Below are 18,018 nucleotides of genomic sequence, written 5' to 3'. Positions count from 1 at the left end.
GTGGCGTGCAACCGGCGGTGCATGGTGACCATTGCCTGGCCCACCTCGGGCATGCGCGCGACGAGCTCTTCGATCTGGGCCGAGGTGGTCGGGCCGTCGGCCAGGATCTCGCGCAGATCCGACACCAGCCGGGCATCGGCATCGGGGGTGAAGTACTGAGTCGGCAGATCGAAGAGCTCGTCGCGCGCATGCCCGAGGTGGGCCAGGCAATGGTCACCATGCACCGCCGGTTGCACGACGCCACCGCCGAGCTGGAGGCCGTCCACGGCCGGACCAACTTGGATGCGCAAACCGGTACCCAACAGCCGATGCCGTTCGAAGAGGTACGTGATTTCTTCTACGACCGGCGCAATTACATCGATGCGCTCGACCGCGCCGCCGAAGACCTGTTCACCCGTCACCGTCTCCAGATCGGCGGCCTCGACCGGCAACTGGCCGATCTGTTGTCCACGGAGTTCGGCATCTCGGTGATCGTGGACAACGGAGATGTCCTGGGGTCCAGCGTCAAACGCCGGTACCAGCCCGAAGCCGGCACACTCCACGTGGCGCGATGGCTGCTGCCGGGCCAGCGCGCATTCCAGCTCGCTACCCAGATTGCCTTGCTGCTGCACTCTGAGCTGATCAATTCGATCGTGGCCACCGATGACCAGTTGAGCTCGGAAGCAAGGGATGTCGCGCGGATCGGGCTGGCCAACTACTTCGCCGGCGCCCTGTTACTCCCCTACCGGATGTTCCTGTCCGCCGCCGAGGATCTGCGTTACGACATCGATCAGCTCGCCCGGCGGTTCGAGATGGGATTCGAGACGATCTGTCATCGGCTGTCCACTCTTCAGCGGCCGGATGCGCGTGGCGTGCCGTTCATCTTCGTTCGCACCGACAGCGCGGGAAACATCTCGAAGCGGCAGTCCGCCACCGCCTTTCACTTCTCCCGGGTGGGCGGAAACTGTCCACTGTGGGTGGTGCACCAAGCTTTCTCCCGTCCCGGCGAGTTCTTGACCCAGGTCGCTCAGATGCCTGACGGCCGGAGCTATTTCTGGATCGCGAGAACCTCGGCGTCGGCACCGAGCCGATATCTGGGTACACCCAAGAGTTTCGCCATCGGGCTCGGCTGCGACCTGAGCCATGCCGACAAGCTCGTCTATTCGGCGGGCATCGATCTGAGCGATCCCGAGGCCACGGTGCCCATCGGCGCGGGTTGCCGGATCTGCGACCGCCCGGCCTGCCCGCAACGGGCGTTCCCCTACGTGGGCAGACCGGTGCAGGTCGACCCGCAGACCAGCAGCAATCTGCCCTACTCACCGACGGTGTGACCGGCGCTGTCGACGTTCGGGGCGGCGCAGCCCAGCGGGTGTGCAATCCGCGAGGTCAATGCGGGAGAATGGCCCGGTGGAATGCGTGGTGGCACGAGAGGCGCTTTCGGCGCGCCTGGATGGGGAGCGTGAGCCGGTCCCCTCTGCGCGCGTCGACGAGCATCTGCGTGACTGCCAGGAGTGTGCCAACTGGTACGACCGGGCCGGAGCGCTGGGGCTGCAATTGCGCGACCTGGCCGACACCGGACTGATCGGCGCAGTCAGCGGACGCCCGGACCGCGGGGCCGGCGCGCTGAGCGGACTCTGGCACCGGCTGAGCCCACACCTGCTGACCACCGCGATCATCACCATCGGGATCGTCCAGCTGGGCTTGGCGGTCGCGCAGGCGGCAGGCATCAATTTCGGGATGGTTGCAGCCCACCATGGCTCGGCCAGCGGAGCCCACCTGCTGAACGAGTCCACGGCGTGGTCCGCGGCGCTGGGAATCGCGACGATCGCGATGGCCTTCCGCCGTCGAATCGCGCCCGGTCTGGCGTGCGTGCTGGTGATCTACTGCGGATTCCTCACCTATTACGTGGTGTCGGATGCGCTGGCGGGACTCGTCACCCCGGTCCGGGTCCTGAGTCATGTCCCGGTGGCTCTGGCGGCGATCGTCTCGATGTGGGCGTCACGCACCAAGCGACCGAACGACCCGTCGCCCAGGGCACACGGTGAAGATGACGAATCGGGCCCGGCCGCACCGACCCGTCGTCATCTCCGTGCCGCGGACGACCCAGCCGCCTGAGCCGCTTACACCATCACGCCGAACATGATCGCCATACCGGCGGCCATCATCGTCCGGCACAGTGTGCCGAAATGCGAGAACGGCGAAGTGTCGGACTGCTGACGTGCCGCGAAGTAGCGGTGCAGCCACACCGCGGCGGCAATCGCGAAACCAATGGTCAGCAGCCAGTTGACGGCAGGGATCCAGAGCGGCGGCTGCGCCGAGACGTGTTCCATGGCCATCGTGGTGCTGCCATGGTGTCCGGTCATGTGCATGGCGTGCATGTCCTGACCGCCCGCGGCGACCGTTTCGGTATGGCGCCCAAGCACATTGCCGTTCATGGCGGCGTACATCCAGGCCATCGCCAGCATCATTGCGGCGTGATAGCCGTCGATCGCCCGCCCCTGGGTCGTTGCGGACCTCAGCACACCGGCCAGGAACCAGGCCGCGGCGACCAGGAAGAAGAACATCGGGCCGAGTGTGGGCAGTTCGGCCCCTCGCGGCCAGGCCATCACCATCATCGCGACGGCCATCGCCAGATGCAGCAGTTGGCTCATCACAGCGCTCGGCCGGCCACGCGAGCCCACCAACGCGTAGGCGCACTCGACCGCGCTCAACGCGAACAACCCCGTCACAACCCAGCGGAGTGCAAGATCGGCGATCATTCCGGGTCCTGTCTACAAGAGTGTCGGGCGGCTTCGTCTCTTGGTCGCAGACGAGAGTGCCAGAGTTCCCGCACCCATCAGCACTACGACACGTTGTCGTAGAATCGCATGGCCGCGACGTTCGGTTCGGTTCCGCGGCGGAAGGCCGGTTCGACTATGGCGCGAGTGCGCATGTCCACTGCGGCCGGGGTGTGGCGGGAACGCCTGACACTGCTCGGCATCGTCGCAGGTTGCACTGTGGTGTTGTCCATGAGCGGCGCGCACCTGGGCGCGCAGCGGCTGGCCGCTGCAGGCATCGCTGACCCGGGAACGGCCACCAGTGCAGCTCGGCTGCTCGGGCACTGGGCCGGCACTTTGGCTGCTGTGCTTTGCGTCGGAGCACTTGTCTGGATTGTGACGACCGCGACACCTCGCGAGGACGGGCGGATCGACGCGGCATCCTTTCCGGTGCATCTGCTTGTCGAACGCATCGCCATTTTCTGGGCCTGCTGCGCCACCGCGATGATCGTCATCTCGGCGTCCGCCGACGCGGGGATTCCCATCGGCCGGCTTGTCGCCGGGCCCGGGCTCGGAAGCACCATCGCGGCCTCCGAGGTCGCCCGCGGCTGGTGCGTGACAGCGATATGTGCGCTGGTGTTGGCGGTCGGCGTGCGGTTCACTCTCCGCTGGATGGGTCATTGCGTGGCACTGCTGCCTGCGTTGATCGGCGTCATCGCGGTACCGGTGACCGGGAATGCCGGGCAGGGACCGGATCACGACATCGCCACGAGCGCCGTCATCGTGTTCTCGGTGGCGATGGCGGTGTGGACCGGAACGAAGATCGTCTCCGCGCTACTGCAGGACGTTGTGTTCCGACGCCGGATCCAGGCGTTGCAACTGACGTGCGGTGCGGTCACGATCGTCTACGGCGCCCTCCTGGCCACGCTGATGTTGGGCGGGTTGCCGATCCTGGGGTCGGCCTACGGGCGGGCCGTGGTGGTCGCCGGGGTGCTGCTGGTACTGGTGTGGGCCGGCGACGGCGTACTTCTGTTGGCTCGGCGCACGCCGTCGCGACTGGTCAACAGTGTGTCCGCGGCGGCCATGATCGTCGTCACCGCCGCGGTGGCGCTCGCCGCGAACAGTGTGCCTCCCCGATTCACGGTCCACGAGTTCACCACGTGGGACGTCTTTTTGGGCTATCAGCTCGATGCGCCGCCGAATCCGGTCAGCCTGATCACCGAGTGGCGGTTCGACCCCCTGATCGGGACCGCAGCCATCGTGCTTGCACTCGGCTACCTCGTCGCGGTGGTTCGGCTGCGGCGACGCGGTGACCAGTGGCCGGTGGGACGCACGATCGCCTGGTCTCTGGGTTGCCTCGCCTTGCTGATCACCACGAGCTCCGGAGTGCGGGCCTACGGATCAGCGATGTTCAGCGTGCACATGGGCGAACACATGGCGCTGAACATGTTCGTCCCGGTACTCCTGGTGCTCGGTGCACCTGTCACGCTCGCGCTGCGGGTGCTGCCCTCCGCGCCGAAAGGTAAAACGCCTGGTCCCCGCGAGTGGCTGGTGTGGTTCGTGCACGCCCCGGTGACGCGATTCCTGTCGCACCCCGTGACGGCGTTCCTCCTGTTCGTCGGATCGCTGTACCTCGTGTACTTCACGCCCCTGTTCGACACCTTGATCCGGTATCACTGGGGCCACGAGTTCATGAGCGTGCATTTCCTGCTGACCGGCTACCTGTATTACTGGGGGATCATCGGCATCGACCCCGGTCCGCGGCGACTCCCCTTCCTGGGGCGGCTCGGGCTCCTGTTCGCGGTGATGCCGTTCCATGCCTTCTTCGGTATCGCCACGATGACGATGACCTCGTCCCTGGGCGAGAGCTTCTACCGGTCCGTCAATCTGCCTTGGTTGCAGAGTATTTCGGATGACCAACATATGGGCGGCGCCATTGCCTGGGGTTCGAGCGAGCTGCCGGTCGTCATCGTGGTGATTGCCCTGGTGGCCCAGTGGGCACGTCAGGACCGCCGGGCGGGTGCACGCGAGGACCGCCACAGCGATCGCGGGTACGACGACGAACTCGACGCCTACAACGCCATGCTGAGCGAGCTGGCCCGCAACCGGCGTTGACTCCTAGGTCATTCGGCCGCGTCGGAACCGCACGTGCAGTTGCTCCCGCAGGTGCAGTTTTCACACGTACAGTTCGGGTTGTCGCACTTGGTCGACTCCACGGTTTCATTGCTGGTCATGCATATGAGGTTACGCCCCAGGGGTGCCGATCACGCCACAACGGAACTAATCACGTCGTGCTCCCGACCAATCAGCAGGGCCATCGAGAACCGCAGTGCGCAACTGCCTCTCGTGCCCGCATTGAAGGCGTAGCTCTACGAGCCGTGGGGGGAACCACAACCATGCAGCGGTCGCATCGATTGCCCGCGCCCCGGCTGGAGCTGTGGGAGTGGCAGCGGCTGGGACGGTGTCGAGATTCCGGGCAGGCGATGTTCTTCTTCGGCCCGGACGGGGAAGATCGGCGCACCCGCAACCGAAGGGTTCAGCAGGCCAAGCGGGTGTGCGCAGACTGCCCGGTACAGTCGACATGTCGTGACCACGCACTCGCCGCGGCCGAGCAGCACGGTATCTGGGGCGGCCTGACCCCAAGCGAACGTGACGCGATTCTCGAGAATTCGCCGCCCCGCCACGCCCCTATGGTCCAGGTCAGGTAGTCAGACACATTGATGAGCGAGGTATCTCGGTGACGACGAGGCAGACCAGCGACACGGTCGAGGCCGAACTACGGGCGATCGAGCGTCGGGTCTTCGAAGACGTCTGGATCAGCGCCACGCGCGCCCGTGCTCTGGCCGCACTCGCCACCGCATTGACGGTGACCGCCGTGGCACTGCAGGCGACCGGCGCGACACCTGCCGGCGTTACGCGCAACGGGCACTGGATATCCCTGGTGGCGTTCTCCCTGTTCGCCTTCGCGGCATCCGGATCGGCATTCGCTCTGCTGCGCCGCCGTTTTCGATGGTGCTGCATGGCGATGTGCGCGTCGGCTGTCGCCACTGTTGTTGGCGCCGGGGCGTTCTGGTGGCATCACACCACACATACCGCTTCCTGGATTCCGGCGGCACTGGGCACACTCTTCGTTGCGGCACTGACCGCAGCATGGCTTGGTGTGTGCCTGGCCCCGCTGGCCTCGTCTCAGCCGGATATGCGCGCTGCCGGCAACTGAGCATCACCGAACGTATTCGGTTGCACCGTACCGTAATTGCGCAACCGCAGGCTGTTCGAGACCACCAGGAAAGACGACACCGCCATCGCCGCACCGGCGATCAACGGGTTCAGCAGGCCCGCCGCAGCGATCGGGATGGCCGCGACGTTGTACCCGAAGGCCCAGATCATGTTGACCCGGATGGTCCGCATCGTCGCCCGGGCCAGCCCCAACGCCTGCGGGACCGAATCGAGGTTGTCGCGAACCAGGATGATGTCGGCCGCGCCGATGGCTACGTCGGTCCCCCGACCGATGGCCAGGCCCAGGTCTGCGCAGGCCAACGCGGGGCCGTCGTTGATCCCGTCGCCGACCATGGCCACCACCCGGCCCTGGTCGCGCAGCTTCTCGATCGCGCCGACCTTGTCCTCCGGCAGCACCTCGGCGACGACGTCGTCGATGCCCACGGCCGCGCCGATCGCGGCTGCCGTGGCGGCGTTGTCACCCGTGAGCAGCATGGTCTTCATGCCCTCGGCGTGGAGCTGGGCGATCGCACCGGCCGCCGAATCCTTGACGGCGTCGGCGACACAGATGGCGCCGCGCACGGCATCGCCGCAGGCGACGAATACCACTGTCTGGCCCCGTGACTCGCCGAACTTGCGGGCAGCCGCCAGATCGGCGGGCACCACCCGGTCCCGGGTGACCCAGGCCGGACGCCCGACCGCCACGGCGACCCCGTCCACCGAACCGGTCACACCGTGGCCGGCGAACGCCTGGAAATCCTCCACTGCGGCGATATCCCGACCCGCACGGGCGGTGACGATCGCATGGGCCACCGGATGCTCGGACGCCGACTCGACCGCTGCCGCGTACGCGAGAACTTCGTCCTCGTCCCATCCGTCGCCCTCTGCGACGACGACGGTGATGACCTGAGGCTGCCCGGTGGTCAGGGTGCCGGTCTTGTCGAAGACGACCGTGTCGACGGCGCGGATGGCCTCCAGTGCGCGATGGCCCTTGAGGAAGATGCCGAGTTGAGCGCCCCGACCCGAGGCCACCATCATCGCCGTCGGGGTCGCCAACCCCAGCGCGCACGGGCAGGCGATCACCAGCACTGCCAGGGCAGCCGATACGGCTCGGTTGACATCTCCATCGATCAGCAGCCAGCAGATCGCGGTGGCCGCCGCGATCACGAGCACGCAGGGCACGAACACCGCGGCGATGCGGTCAGCCAGTCTCTGCGCGTCGGCCTTCTGGGCCTGCGCCTGCTCCACGAGGCGGACCATCCCGGCGAACCGGGTATCGGGCCCCACCGCGGCGGCCTCGACGACCAAGCGACCATCGAGGACGACGGTGCCACCCACCACGCTCGAACCTTCGTGGGTCTGCACCGGTTTCGACTCTCCGGTCATGGCGCTGACGTCGACCGCGGCCGCCCCGCTCACCACGAGACCGTCGGCCGCGATGGCCTCGCCGGGACGCACGACGAACCGCTGGCCCTCTTTGAGCTCGTCCGCGGGCAACACCAGTTCGCCGCCATCGGCAAGCAACACCGTGACCGACTTGGCGCCCAGCGCGGCAAGCGCGCGCAGCGCTCCCCCGGCGCGCGAGCGTGCCCGGGCTTCGAAGTAACGGCCGGCGAGCACGAAAACCGTTACGCCCGCGGCGACCTCGAGGTAGATCGCATCGCTGCCGAGCAGCGCCTGCCAGATCCCCGCAGCGTGGTAGGTCTGATGATCGAAGAAGATCGTGTACATCGACCACACGGTGGCCGCGGTCACGCCGATAGAGATCAAGGTCTCCATGGTCGAGGTTCCGTGCCGGGCGTTGCGCAGCGCAGTGCGGTGGAACGGCCACGCCGCCCACGTCACGATCGGCGCCGCCAACGCGGTGAGCACCCACTGCCATCCGGCGAATCGGGTGTCGGGCACCACGGCAAACATCACCGACAGATCGGCCAGGGGAATGAACAACACTGCGGCGATCGCGAGGCGCCGGAGCAGGCTGTGGGCATGGTCGGCATCGGGGTCGACGTCGGTCGTGGAGCGCTCGGTCCGGGGCGCCGCCTGGTAACCGGCCCGCTCGATGACCGCACAGAGCTGCTCGACACCGATGTCGGGATCGGCTTCCACCGTGGCGACGCGTGTGGCGAAGTTCACTGACGCCCGTACCCCGTCGACCTTGTTGAGTTTGTTCTCCACGCGGGCAGCGCAGGCCCCGCACGACATTCCTGTGACGTCGAGCGCAATGCGCTGAGTCACCTCTTTGTCGGGGACAGTTGCTGTTGTCACCACCACTCCCAATTGCTCACTCACCACGTCGGTGGCATATGTCACCGAAGAAGTAGTCGGTCCAGCCCGATGCCGAGTTCCCGGGCGTCATCGAATAATGTCGATGGCTGTGACTACCGAACGCAGCGAGGATCACGTTACGCGGCTGGCCTTCGCCGCCGGCCGCGGTGATTCGGCGGCGCTCGAGCAATTCATCCGGGCCACCCAGACCGACGTCTGGCGAACGGTCGCCTACCTGGGCGATTCCGGGTCTGCCGACGACCTGACCCAAGAGACGTTCATGCGCGCCATCACCGCGCTGCCCCGGTTCAGTGGCCGGTCCTCGGCCCGCACCTGGCTGCTGTCGATCGCTCGGCGGGTTGTGGTCGACCAGATTCGGCACAAGCAGAGCCGGCCGCGGACCCAGCACGGTGTGGACGTCGAGCAGGTTCTCGAGAGCTACCGCCCGGTAGGTGGGTTCGAGAAGATGGTCGAGATTCGCCTCCTGTTGGACGGACTCGATCCCGACCGGCGGCACGCGCTGTTGCTGACCCAGGTCCTCGGCTTGTCCTACGCGGAAGCGGCCGAGGTATGCGGCTGCCCGGTCGGCACCATTCGTTCACGGGTCGCCCGCGCCCGCGAAGACCTGATCGCGGCGGCCGAACGCGACGATCTGACCGGCTGAGGCAGCACGACCCGACCCGCATCGGCGGGTTGCGCCGCTTGACCAGCCGGCCGTGTCATCGGACGCTCGTGTTCCCGGACGCGCCGAGTTCATCGGGCTCTTCCGCTCGGTAGGTCTGATACTCAGAGATCGCCGCGCGAATGAGCTCTGCGTTGTCCGTCGCCGTGCAGCCATCGGGCAGTTCGATGCCGTCTTCGAAGCCGATGCGGATCTGGGCACCGTCCTCGGCCGCTGCCCGCAGCACCGGCCACACCGTCGCCTCATCTCCGTGGTAGAGCAACGGAGCGCGAACGCCACCCGCGCGGAGGGCAGCAGCCATTTCCCTGCAGGCCTCGACGGCGACGTCGGGGTCCTCGGCGAGAGGCTCGATCAGCACCCTGACATTCTGATCCAGAACTGAGGAGCGCAAGAGCGCGGGAACGTCGTCGATCGACCACACGGCGCTCTCAAGCGTCATGCCCCTGGAAACCACCAGTTGTGCCGTCTCCTCGGCGCCCTCCTCGCAGAATGCCACCGAGGCGAAGTCGGGCAGGCTCCGCCACGACCTGACCGCCTCGAGACGCTCGACGTGACCGCCCTGCACCGTCCATAGGCCGGTGGTCGTGCCGACGCAGGCATGTGGTGCGATCGCGCGAATCGCACCCAGCACGCTGTCGAGACGGTCCGGATCAATGCTCTGTCCACCCTCGTCGTCTCGCACGTGGAAGTGGACGACGTCGGCGCCGGCTTCGATGGCCAACTTGGTCTGCTCGGCGATCGCCTCGGGTGTGGTCGGCGAACCCGGGTGGTCCTCGTGGGTGCATCCACCGTTGATCGCGGCCTTGAGGAACAAGATGTAATCCTTCGAATCAATTGGGGTAGAGGTATTTTCGGCTGCCCTCACGCAAGCGCCCCGAGCTTGCGGAGTATCTCGTCGGCTCCCGTCTCCGCACCGAGGATCGCGCCGTCCCACAGGGTCTTCACGAAGGCCGGCTCCTCCTCATCGTCTTCGATCGCGGTCGGCAATGCTGACCTCAGGACCTCTCGATCGACGGCGAGCACACCGTTGGCATCGCCGAGAACCACGTCGCCCGGATTGATGGCGGCACCCGCGCATGCGACGGGCACGTTGATGGCACCGTTGTCGATCCCGTGCAGTTTGGTTGTCAGGACAGAGGTGCCATACGCGTAGACCGGGAGACCAAGGCCGCGGAGCGCTTCGATATCGGTACACACGCCGTCGATCACCACGCCGGCAGCGCCACGGGCGGCGAGCGCGTTCGCGACGACGGCCCCCAAAGGTGCGCGGAGCCGGTCGTTCCCGGTGTGAACAACCAGCACATCGCCGGTGCGTACCCGGCTCGCGACATGGTGCAGGAGCGTCGAATCCGTCGGTGTCAGAGAGACTGTCACCGCCACACCGACCATCCGTCGGTCTCCGGCCTGCCGCCGCAGATCGGGCGTCGTGAAACCCTCTTCGAGGGTGTGCCCCAAGGTCGGGAAGTCGACGCGACCGATGAGATCGCGCAGATCGTCGTCCAGACATGGGGGCATGGGGTTGATCAGAATGGGCATCAAACAGCCTTTCCGAGAACGCGATTCGCGAGCACCGGCACGGTCGCACGTACCTCGGCCAACCGGTCCCGTGAGAGCGGAAAGACAATCAGTTCGTCTCGCTCGTCACCCAGTGAACCTTTGACCACGCCCATCGGGTCGACGATCATGCTCCGCCCGACGCAGTCTTCACTGGCCACCCCCGAAGCCAGAACCCAGCAGGTGTTCTCGATAGCCCTGGCTCGGATGAGTGTCTCCCAATGGTCCTCCTTGAGCGGTCCGCTCACCCATGCCGTGGAGACCGAGAGAACGTCGGCCCCGGCGTCTACGAGGGCCCGGCTGAACTCGGGGAACCGGATGTCGTAGCAGTTGACCAGACCGATATTGAAGTCACCAACCGCGACGACGACGGGCGTTCCGTCCCCGGGTTGCACATAGTCGGACTCGCGGTAGGCGAACGCGTCGTACAGGTGCGTCTTGCGGTACTCGGCAATCACCGTCCCGGAACCATCGACAGCCACGATGGTGTTGTACGGGCGATTCGCGGCACCCATGCCCTCGTAACCGCCGGCGATAACGGTCAGGCCGAACCGCTGCGCGAGTTCAGCGATCGCATCGACGAACTGCGGCCATCCCGCCGTCGCCTCCTCGCGAATGTTGCCGACCACGAGATCGGACGTGAACATGGATTCTTCTGGCAGGACGAGCAATTCGGCCGCTGAGTCGGCCGCGCGTTTGGCGAGGCCTTCGATCGCGCGAATATTCTCGGGCAGTCGGCCCGAAGGAGAAAACTGCCCTACGGCAACCTTCATGGTGATCCTTTCTAAAAGATGTGGGCAGTCAGTCGCGCAGCCAGCGCACACTGGTGTGCGCCCAGCCGAGCTTGACCTTCTGGCCGACGGAGAACCGGTGCTCGCGGCCCCCTGTGTTCGCGACATGCGCGATGAGCGCGCTCTGTCGTTCCGGGACGACGATCCGGTACTCGGTGTCACGCCCGAGGAAGATGGCTTCTGTGACGTCACCGACGATGACCACGTCGTCGACGACGGGATCGTCGAACTCGTGGACGTTGACGAGTTCGGGCCGGATCGACGCGAACATCCCGTCGATGTTCGAGTCTGGGTCGATCGAGGGCCCGCCGGCCTGCGCGGCGAGACGACCCGTCAGGAGGTTCGAGACGCCGATGAAGTCCGCCACGAACCTGGTCGCCGGGCGGTCGTAGAGCGACTGCGGGTCATCGACTTGCAGCAGATGTCCGTCGTTCATGACCGCGATTCGATCCGACATCGTGAGCGCCTCCTCCTGGTCGTGCGTCACGTAGACGAAGGTGATACCGACTTCGCGCTGCATCCGCTTCAGTTCGACCTGCATCTGCTTGCGGAGCTTCAAGTCGAGAGCGCCCAGCGGCTCGTCCAAGAGCACCAGCGCCGGACGCGACACCAGCGCGCGTGCCAATGCCACTCGTTGCCGCTGACCGCCTGAGAGTTCGTTCGGCTTGCGGCCTTCCATGCCGGTGAGGTGAACGAGGTCCAAGGACTCCCGAACCGAATGGTCGATCGACTTCTTCGGGTGCTTGCGCACCCTCAACTCGAAAGCGATGTTGTCGTACACCGACAAGTGCGGGAAGAGCGCATAGCTCTGGAACACCATGTTCAGATCACGCTTGTGCGCGGGCTTGGACTCGATCGGCTCACCGTCCAACACGATCGAACCCGATGTCGGCGTCTCGAATCCGGCAATCATGCGCATCAACGTGGTCTTGCCGCACCCGGATGGACCGAGGATGGAGAAGAATTCGTTGTCCAGGATTTGCAGGGAGATGTTGTCGACGGCGTTACCGTGCCCGAAGGACTTGCAGACATCCGTCAGTTCGATTGCCACTCCCTGACGGCCGGATTCCCGGCGCGCTGTGGGTGATGCTTCGCTGGTCAAGGTCATGAGGCCTTCACCTTGGTCCAACCCTGCTGGAAGTACGGCATGGCCTTTCCGGGGTCGAGCACGAAATCGGCGTCGGCGATTGCCTCGGCGGACTGGTAAACGGCGCCGTTGTTTCTCAGCTCTGGCCTGACCAGGGGCAGGGCCGCCTCGTTCGGCGTCGCCAAATCACCGTCGTTGGAGCCCATGGCGGCGATCTCGGGTCGCAATGTGAAGGACAGCCACTTGTACGCGTTGAGGATGTTGGGCGCACCCTTGGCGACCGCGAAGGTGTCGGTCCACAGAGTGCCGCCCTCTTCCGGAAGCACGTAATGGACGTTCGGGTTGGAGTCGAGCACCTTGGCCATCGTCGTACCGCTCCAGGCTTGCGCGATGCATGCTTGACCAGTGTCGAGGAGATCGGTGTAGTTGGTGGCGTTGTAGCCGGCGAGCAGCGGCTTTTGCTCGACGAGGGACTCGGTTGCCTTGTTGATCTCGGCCTGGTCAGTGCTGGAGGCCGCGTAGCCGTTGATCTGGAGTGCGGCAATGTATGCAGCGAGCATGTTGTCGAGCATGTACATCTTGCCCTTGTACTGGGGGTCCCACAACGCCTTCCAGCTCGACGGTGCCTGTTTCACGCACTGGTCGTTGTAGCCGATGCCGGTTGTACCCCAGACCCAGGGAATGCTGTGACGGTTGTCGGGGTCGAAATCGGTGTTGCGCCATTTCTCACCGAGGTTGTTCAGTCCGTCGATCTTGCCGTGGTTGAGTTCCTGGATGAGGTTCTGCCCGACGAGCTGCTGAACCGCATACTGGCTGGGCTGAACGATGTCGTAGCCGCTGGCACCCGCGGCGAGCTTCGAGATCATGGTCTCGTTGCTATCGAAGGTGTCGATCGTGACGTCGACTCCGGTCTCCTTCTCGAAGGCCTCGACAACGGATTCGGGAACCTCACCGTCCCAGGCGTATACGTTCAGCTTGTCGGTGGCCGCGGCGTTGTTGATGTCAGTGGCGGTACCACCACCACCGCAGGCCGATAAGGCTGAGACAGCCAGGACCAAGACCGCGGAGCACGCGATCCTTCGGGGGTTGCGCATAGCTTCTCCTTCGTACGACGGCCGACTCGGTCGAGTCGGCTGGCTAGTTCTTGGGGGCGAGGATGTTGCGCATCTGGCGCGCTCCGACGAGAAGCACAATGATCATCGTGCTTGCGATGAGAACGGTTCCGAGGGCGTTGATCTCGGGGGTCAGGCCGGTCTTCAGCAGCGAGTACACCCGCAATGGAAGGGTGGTGGTTCCAACACCGTTCGTGAATGTGGAGATGACGATGTCCTCGAACGAGATGGTGAAGCTCAGCAGCCAGGTGGCCAGAAGAGCAGGTGCCATGAGCGGGATCGTCACCCGCCACATGGTCTGCCTGCCGGTGCAGCCGAGGTCGGCAGCCGCTTCGGGGAGCGAGGGGTCGAGAGTGGAGTACGCCGCGGTCAAGATCAGGACTGCGTAGGGAAGGGTCACGATCAGATGACCGATCGACAAGGTGGTGAACCCGAGATTCACGTTGGCCTGCACAAACAAGGTCAACAGCGCAACTCCCAACACAATCTCCGGGACGATCAGCGGGATCGCGACCAGACCCATGAAGACGCGTTTGCCGGGGAGTTTGGTCTTGTGCAGCGCGGCGGCGGCCAGGAAACCGAATACCGTTGCGAGGGTGGCTGATACCGCACCGATGATCGCGCTGACGCGCAGCGCCTCGATGAGTTGCGTGTCCTGGATCAGGACTGCGTACCAGCGGGTGGTGAAGCCGCCCCACTTGTAGGTGAGATTGGAGTCGTTGAACGAAAGTGCGACGACGGCGCCGATCGGTATGTAGAGGAAGAGGATTGCGCCCTTCGCCACCAAGCCGGTGAGCACCTCCATGGGGTGCCGTCGTGTTTTCTTCGTAGCGGTCCGCCCGGCGCCGCCGGTTGTTGCGAGCCGTTTGAGGATCGTCGATCTCATCATCGGACGGCCGCCTTTCTACGCGCGCGCCGGGCGAGCGCCCCGAGGCCGAGGAGTGTGACCGCCATCAACGCGAGCAAAACGACGGATGCGGCCGCCCCCATGGGTTGGTTTCGGAACTCGGTGTTGAGAGTGACGATGACGTTGCCGACAAGCTGGTTCTTGCCCCCGCCCAGCAGCACGGGTATCACGAAGACTCCAAGAGTGGGGATGAAGGTGAGCAGCGCCGCCCCGATCAGACCCGGTTGGACCAACGGCACAAGGATGCGACGGTGTACGCCCCACCATCCGCAGCCAAGATCCGAGGCGGCTTCGCTGAGCGACATGTCGAGCTGTCTCATCGAGGCGTAGATGGGAAATACGGTGGTAGGCAGGAACGCGTACAGCAGCCCGAGGAATACCGCGCCATTGCTGGGAATCCATCCGTCGGTGGCATTGGGAAAGCCGAGTACGTCGAAGAAGGCATTGATGGGACCACCCGGACTGAGCAGGTTGACCCAGGCGAAGACGCGGACGAGGAAGTCGGTCCAGAACGGAATCACGATGAGGAGCAGCAGCATCGACTGAACACGCGGGCTCCGTGTGACGATGTAGTACGAGAGTATGTAGCCGATCACCATGCATATGACGGTGTTGGCGGCCGCAATATAGAGGCTGTAGGTCAGGACCTTGACGTACACCGGGTCATAGATCGCGCGGAAGTTGTCCAACGTCCATCCGCCCTCGATGCCGCCATAGTCGTCGACGGAGGCAAAGCTGGTCCTGATGACAATCACGAGTGGGACCAGCACGAACATGACAACGGTGAGTATCACCGGCGCCAAGAGCGCGAGGCTGCTCCAATCCTTGCGACGCAGTGCCGTTCTCGTGCCTCGAGCCGCCGCAGCGGTACCTCGACGCTCGTCGTGCGCTAATAGCATGTCAATTGCTCTCGTTTGTTCATCGGAGATTCCGACCCGGATTCGCGGGAGTCTGATGCGCCGTTCCCGTCCTCGAGATCGTATTTGGCGCTTCGAGTCGTGCATGATGGAAGTGGCTACGATATCCGTCAACATTCCCCACTTTTGACGACTGGATTCGTAGCGATGCACCTTTGACATCGGAGGCATGTTTTGCCACGTGAATTCGATTTGGACGATTTCGACCGCCGAATCATCGATCAGCTGCGGATTGATGGCCGCAAAGCGTTTTCCGAGGTCGGTCGAGCGGTGGGCCTGTCCGAGGGGGCCGTCCGCAACCGCTACGCGCGGCTGCAGCGCCTAGGCGTGGTCCAGGTGGTCGGCATGGCCGACTCTCCGAGGATCGGCGAGTTGCTCGTGCACTTGTGCCTGCGCGTTCGCGGGGTCCCGGTCGCGTCTGTGGCAGACCAATTGGCCAGGATTCCCCAAGTGAGGTTCGTGGCCCTCGTCGCTGGCAGTTACGACATCGTCGTCGACCTGACGGCTGAGAATGTCGGTGAGTTGGCCGAACTGCTCAACGGTCGCATCCACCGGATCAAGGGCGTCTACCAGTTGGAATGCTCGACGGCGCTCGAGACCGCCAAGGACTCGTACCTGTGGGCCGGCTTCAGTGAGCCCCTCCCGACGACTAGTGAGATCCTCCGCCGCTGACATCCTGCCCAAAGGAATGCGCCAAGCCGGTCCAGGAGTAGTCCTTCGTCAGCGACAACAGGATCAGGGTCTCCAAATCGGCCACGCCTGGCGTTGCCCTGATCTGATCTTGTAGTTCGATCAGCTGATTCTGATCTCGGCAGGTGGCCTCAAGGAACAGCTCGTAGCTTCCGGCACAGATTCCGACGTAGGCCACCGCGGGCAAGCCTGTGAGGATGGAGGCCACTGCTCGCGGAGACAGTTCCCGCGTCCGGATGAGGAATCGGATCGATTGGTGTCCGAGCGAAAGCGGGTTGCACAGCGCCACGATCTGCAGCACTTTCTCCGACTGCAGGCGGCTGACCCGTTGGCGGACAGTACCTTCCGAGATGGCCAGCTCTTTAGCGATCGCGGTGAATGCCATGCGTCCGTCTCGTTGCAACAGATCGAGGATGCGACGGTCGACCGAGTCGATCTTCCGTGGCGATCCGGGTTGTACGGAATCGGCAGCCATGAGTGTCAGCGTATGGGCATTCTGCGCTCCTGACACTCGTAGTGCTCAGCCGGGCCCGACAAAATCACTACCTGTTGCGTGACGCTGGTGCCGTTGTTGTCGCATTCCTTCGGTTGGAGTTCTGTCGCCATCCCACAACGACGTCCACGGCCACGAACACCACCAGGCTGACACCCAGCAACGGGATGAACCAGCCCACGGCGGCGGCCACCAGGACCACCGCGACCGCCGCGCCGGGCGGTAGACCGGTGAGGACACCGCGACGGGGTGCACTACCCACCAGGGCACGGCTCGCCGTGGGGCGACGGTGCCACCACAGCAAGTAACCGCGCACGATCACGGTGACCAACGCGACCGCAAGGCCCAACAACACGAGCTGGTTGGCGACCCCGAACAGCAGTCCCATGTGCAGTTGGATGCCCCATGCGGAAAGCTTTGCCGCCAAGGGCCAGTCGGCGAACCACGAGATGTCGGTCACCTTCGCGGAGGTTCCGTCGACAGCCATCGCATTGTTCGACATCACCCAGGGCTGCCGGGTCTGCGCCACGGTGAACGCGGTGTGCGAGTTCGCGGGAATCCCAACCTCGACCTTGCCGCCGACCCCGGCATCGCTCGCTGCCTTCAGCACCCCGTCGATGTCGCCCGCCAGCGACGCGTTGGCCACGTGTGCGGCGGAGGGGGCCGCAACGCCGTGATGCCCTTCGTGACCGGACATGAGGCCGGGCATATCCTCCGCTGCGCCGTCGAGCGCCGTCGACACGGTCGGCGTCGTCCACGACAGCGCGGCACGGACAGCGGTGATGTTGTCGCCGGCGAACCGCGACCAGGTGAGCCCTGTCGCCGACAGGAACAGCAATCCGACGGCGATCCAGATCCCCACCGCCCCATGCCAGTTCAATGCGCGCGCTCGACCCCGGAGGGCGCGGTCGAGCGTCAACAACCGGGGCTCTGCACCGCCGCGCCGCGACATACGACGGTATCTGCCCCACCACAGGAACACCCCGGCCAGCGCGATCAGCCACAGCCACGACGCCGCAAGTTCGCTGTACATGCGGCCCGGCTCGCCCAGATGCAGGCTGCGGTGCATCTGATCGATCCAGGTCCGCAGTGGCAGTGCGCCACTGCTGCCGTACACCGTGAGCTCTCCGTGCGAGGCGCCCGTCACCGGGTCGATGAACACAGCATGACGTTCGGACTCACCCAATGACGGATCGTCGAACATGACGCGCGTGGTTTCACCCGGCCCGGTGGCCGGGCGAACCGCGGCGACCGCCAGATCGGGTCGCACGGTTTGGGCCGCGCGGATCTGTTCGGCAACCGGCAGCAGGTCACCGCTGCTGTGGGATTGAAGTTGATCCCGATAGACGAACTGCTCGATGGTGGGTGCGATCGCGTACAGGCCGCCGCTGATCGCGGCGATCAGCAGGAAGGGCCCGACGAAGATCCCGGCATAAAAGTGCAGACGCAGCAGGAACGCGCGGTAATGCGCTGTCCCCGCCGGTGGCGAGATCGACGATTCCGGAGGCGTGGTTTCATCTGTGGCTGTCGACGGGTTCTCGCCCATGGCTCCTCAGCGGTCGAACGGTT

The 18,018-nt window shown here is 65.0% G+C and carries 17 protein-coding genes and 2 pseudogenes; 7 read left to right on the top strand and 12 right to left on the bottom strand.

Annotated features, from left to right (window positions below; genetic code table 11):
- Positions 1–224 (bottom strand): annotated as a pseudogene (locus A5779_RS34625) (hypothetical protein); the annotation flags it as partial.
- Between A5779_RS34625 and A5779_RS23300 the strand changes: the two are divergent.
- Positions 165–1,310 (top strand): annotated as a pseudogene (locus A5779_RS23300) (helix-turn-helix domain-containing protein); the annotation flags it as partial. The pseudogenes A5779_RS34625 and A5779_RS23300 sit on opposite strands and share 60 nt — an antisense overlap.
- Positions 1,311–1,395: 85 nt before the next feature.
- The gene (locus A5779_RS23295; protein ID WP_236734861.1) at positions 1,396–2,094 is read left to right on the top strand and encodes a zf-HC2 domain-containing protein; all 699 of its coding nucleotides are present in this window, start codon (positions 1,396–1,398) and stop codon (positions 2,092–2,094) included.
- A gap of 5 nt (positions 2,095–2,099) precedes the next feature.
- Here A5779_RS23295 and A5779_RS23290 read toward each other — a convergent pair whose 3' ends face one another.
- A complete protein-coding gene (locus tag A5779_RS23290) occupies positions 2,100–2,738 on the bottom strand; it encodes a DUF5134 domain-containing protein (RefSeq protein ID WP_064886037.1) in 639 nt (212 codons plus the stop codon).
- A gap of 156 nt (positions 2,739–2,894) precedes the next feature.
- Between A5779_RS23290 and A5779_RS23285 the strand changes: the two genes are divergently transcribed.
- The 3 genes from A5779_RS23285 to A5779_RS23270 all read left to right on the top strand — a co-directional run bounded on the left by A5779_RS23285 (position 2,895) and on the right by A5779_RS23270 (position 5,952).
- Positions 2,895–4,850, top strand: coding sequence for a cytochrome c oxidase assembly protein (locus A5779_RS23285; protein WP_082941814.1), 1,956 nt, complete (start codon positions 2,895–2,897; stop codon positions 4,848–4,850).
- A gap of 281 nt (positions 4,851–5,131) precedes the next feature.
- Positions 5,132–5,443, top strand: coding sequence for a WhiB family transcriptional regulator (locus tag A5779_RS23275; RefSeq protein WP_064886045.1), 312 nt, complete (start codon positions 5,132–5,134; stop codon positions 5,441–5,443).
- Positions 5,444–5,472: 29 nt separating this feature from the next.
- Positions 5,473–5,952, top strand: coding sequence for a hypothetical protein (locus A5779_RS23270; RefSeq protein WP_064886032.1), 480 nt, complete (start codon positions 5,473–5,475; stop codon positions 5,950–5,952).
- Here the strand turns inward: A5779_RS23270 and A5779_RS23265 are convergent.
- Positions 5,922–8,222 carry a heavy metal translocating P-type ATPase gene (locus tag A5779_RS23265; protein ID WP_082941813.1) on the bottom strand — a complete coding sequence of 767 codons (2,301 nt, stop codon included), beginning with the start codon at positions 8,220–8,222 and terminating at the stop codon, positions 5,922–5,924. The genes A5779_RS23270 and A5779_RS23265 overlap by 31 nt on opposite strands.
- Before the next feature lie 91 nt (positions 8,223–8,313).
- Between A5779_RS23265 and sigC the strand changes: the two genes are divergently transcribed.
- Positions 8,314–8,880 (top strand): RNA polymerase sigma factor SigC, encoded by a 567-nt coding sequence (sigC, locus tag A5779_RS23260; protein WP_082449030.1) that lies wholly within the window; start codon positions 8,314–8,316, stop codon positions 8,878–8,880.
- Between the two features lie 55 nt (positions 8,881–8,935).
- Here the strand turns inward: sigC and A5779_RS23255 are convergent, their stop codons facing one another.
- Genes A5779_RS23255 through A5779_RS23225 form a run of 7 tightly spaced genes read right to left on the bottom strand, consistent with a single transcriptional unit; the run spans position 8,936 to position 15,125 of the window.
- A complete protein-coding gene (locus tag A5779_RS23255) occupies positions 8,936–9,712 on the bottom strand; it encodes a 3-keto-5-aminohexanoate cleavage protein (RefSeq protein ID WP_064886029.1) in 777 nt (258 codons plus the stop codon).
- A 47-nt stretch (positions 9,713–9,759) separates the two neighbouring features.
- A complete protein-coding gene (locus tag A5779_RS23250) occupies positions 9,760–10,434 on the bottom strand; it encodes an RraA family protein (RefSeq protein ID WP_064886028.1) in 675 nt (224 codons plus the stop codon).
- The gene (locus tag A5779_RS23245; protein WP_064886026.1) at positions 10,434–11,225 is read right to left on the bottom strand and encodes a carbon-nitrogen hydrolase family protein; all 792 of its coding nucleotides are present in this window, start codon (positions 11,223–11,225) and stop codon (positions 10,434–10,436) included. Before A5779_RS23245 ends, A5779_RS23250 begins: the two co-directional genes overlap by 1 nt.
- 28 nt (positions 11,226–11,253) lie before the next feature.
- On the bottom strand, positions 11,254–12,351 hold the full coding sequence (locus A5779_RS23240) for an ABC transporter ATP-binding protein (protein WP_064886024.1): 1,098 nt from the start codon (positions 12,349–12,351) through the stop codon (positions 11,254–11,256).
- On the bottom strand, positions 12,348–13,424 hold the full coding sequence (locus tag A5779_RS23235; RefSeq protein WP_064886022.1) for an ABC transporter substrate-binding protein: 1,077 nt from the start codon (positions 13,422–13,424) through the stop codon (positions 12,348–12,350). Before A5779_RS23235 ends, A5779_RS23240 begins: the two co-directional genes overlap by 4 nt.
- Positions 13,425–13,467: 43 nt before the next feature.
- A complete protein-coding gene (locus tag A5779_RS23230) occupies positions 13,468–14,331 on the bottom strand; it encodes an ABC transporter permease (RefSeq protein WP_207549110.1) in 864 nt (287 codons plus the stop codon).
- Positions 14,328–15,125: an ABC transporter permease gene (locus tag A5779_RS23225; RefSeq protein WP_064886041.1), complete on the bottom strand. Its 798-nt coding sequence runs from the start codon at positions 15,123–15,125 to the stop codon at positions 14,328–14,330. The genes A5779_RS23230 and A5779_RS23225 overlap by 4 nt, the downstream gene beginning before the upstream one ends.
- Positions 15,126–15,440: 315 nt before the next feature.
- On the opposite strand from A5779_RS23225, the gene A5779_RS23220 reads away from it, so the two are divergent.
- Positions 15,441–15,938: an Lrp/AsnC family transcriptional regulator gene (locus A5779_RS23220; protein WP_064886017.1), complete on the top strand. Its 498-nt coding sequence runs from the start codon at positions 15,441–15,443 to the stop codon at positions 15,936–15,938.
- On the opposite strand, the gene A5779_RS23215 is transcribed toward A5779_RS23220, so the two are convergent.
- Together A5779_RS23215 and A5779_RS23210 are read right to left on the bottom strand one after the other, a co-directional pair.
- Positions 15,916–16,431, bottom strand: coding sequence for an Lrp/AsnC family transcriptional regulator (locus tag A5779_RS23215; protein ID WP_064886016.1), 516 nt, complete (start codon positions 16,429–16,431; stop codon positions 15,916–15,918). The genes A5779_RS23220 and A5779_RS23215 overlap by 23 nt on opposite strands.
- Positions 16,432–16,498: 67 nt before the next feature.
- The gene (locus A5779_RS23210) at positions 16,499–17,995 is read right to left on the bottom strand and encodes a PepSY-associated TM helix domain-containing protein (protein ID WP_064886014.1); all 1,497 of its coding nucleotides are present in this window, start codon (positions 17,993–17,995) and stop codon (positions 16,499–16,501) included.
- Positions 17,996–18,018 lie beyond the last annotated feature (23 nt).

Origin of the sequence: Mycolicibacterium peregrinum (assembly GCF_001665625.1) — a bacterium.
Classification (GTDB): Bacteria; Actinomycetota; Actinomycetes; order Mycobacteriales; family Mycobacteriaceae; genus Mycobacterium; species Mycobacterium peregrinum_B.
The sequence above is the reverse complement of the archived record's forward strand: the minus strand, read 5'-3'. Positions and strand labels throughout refer to the sequence as shown.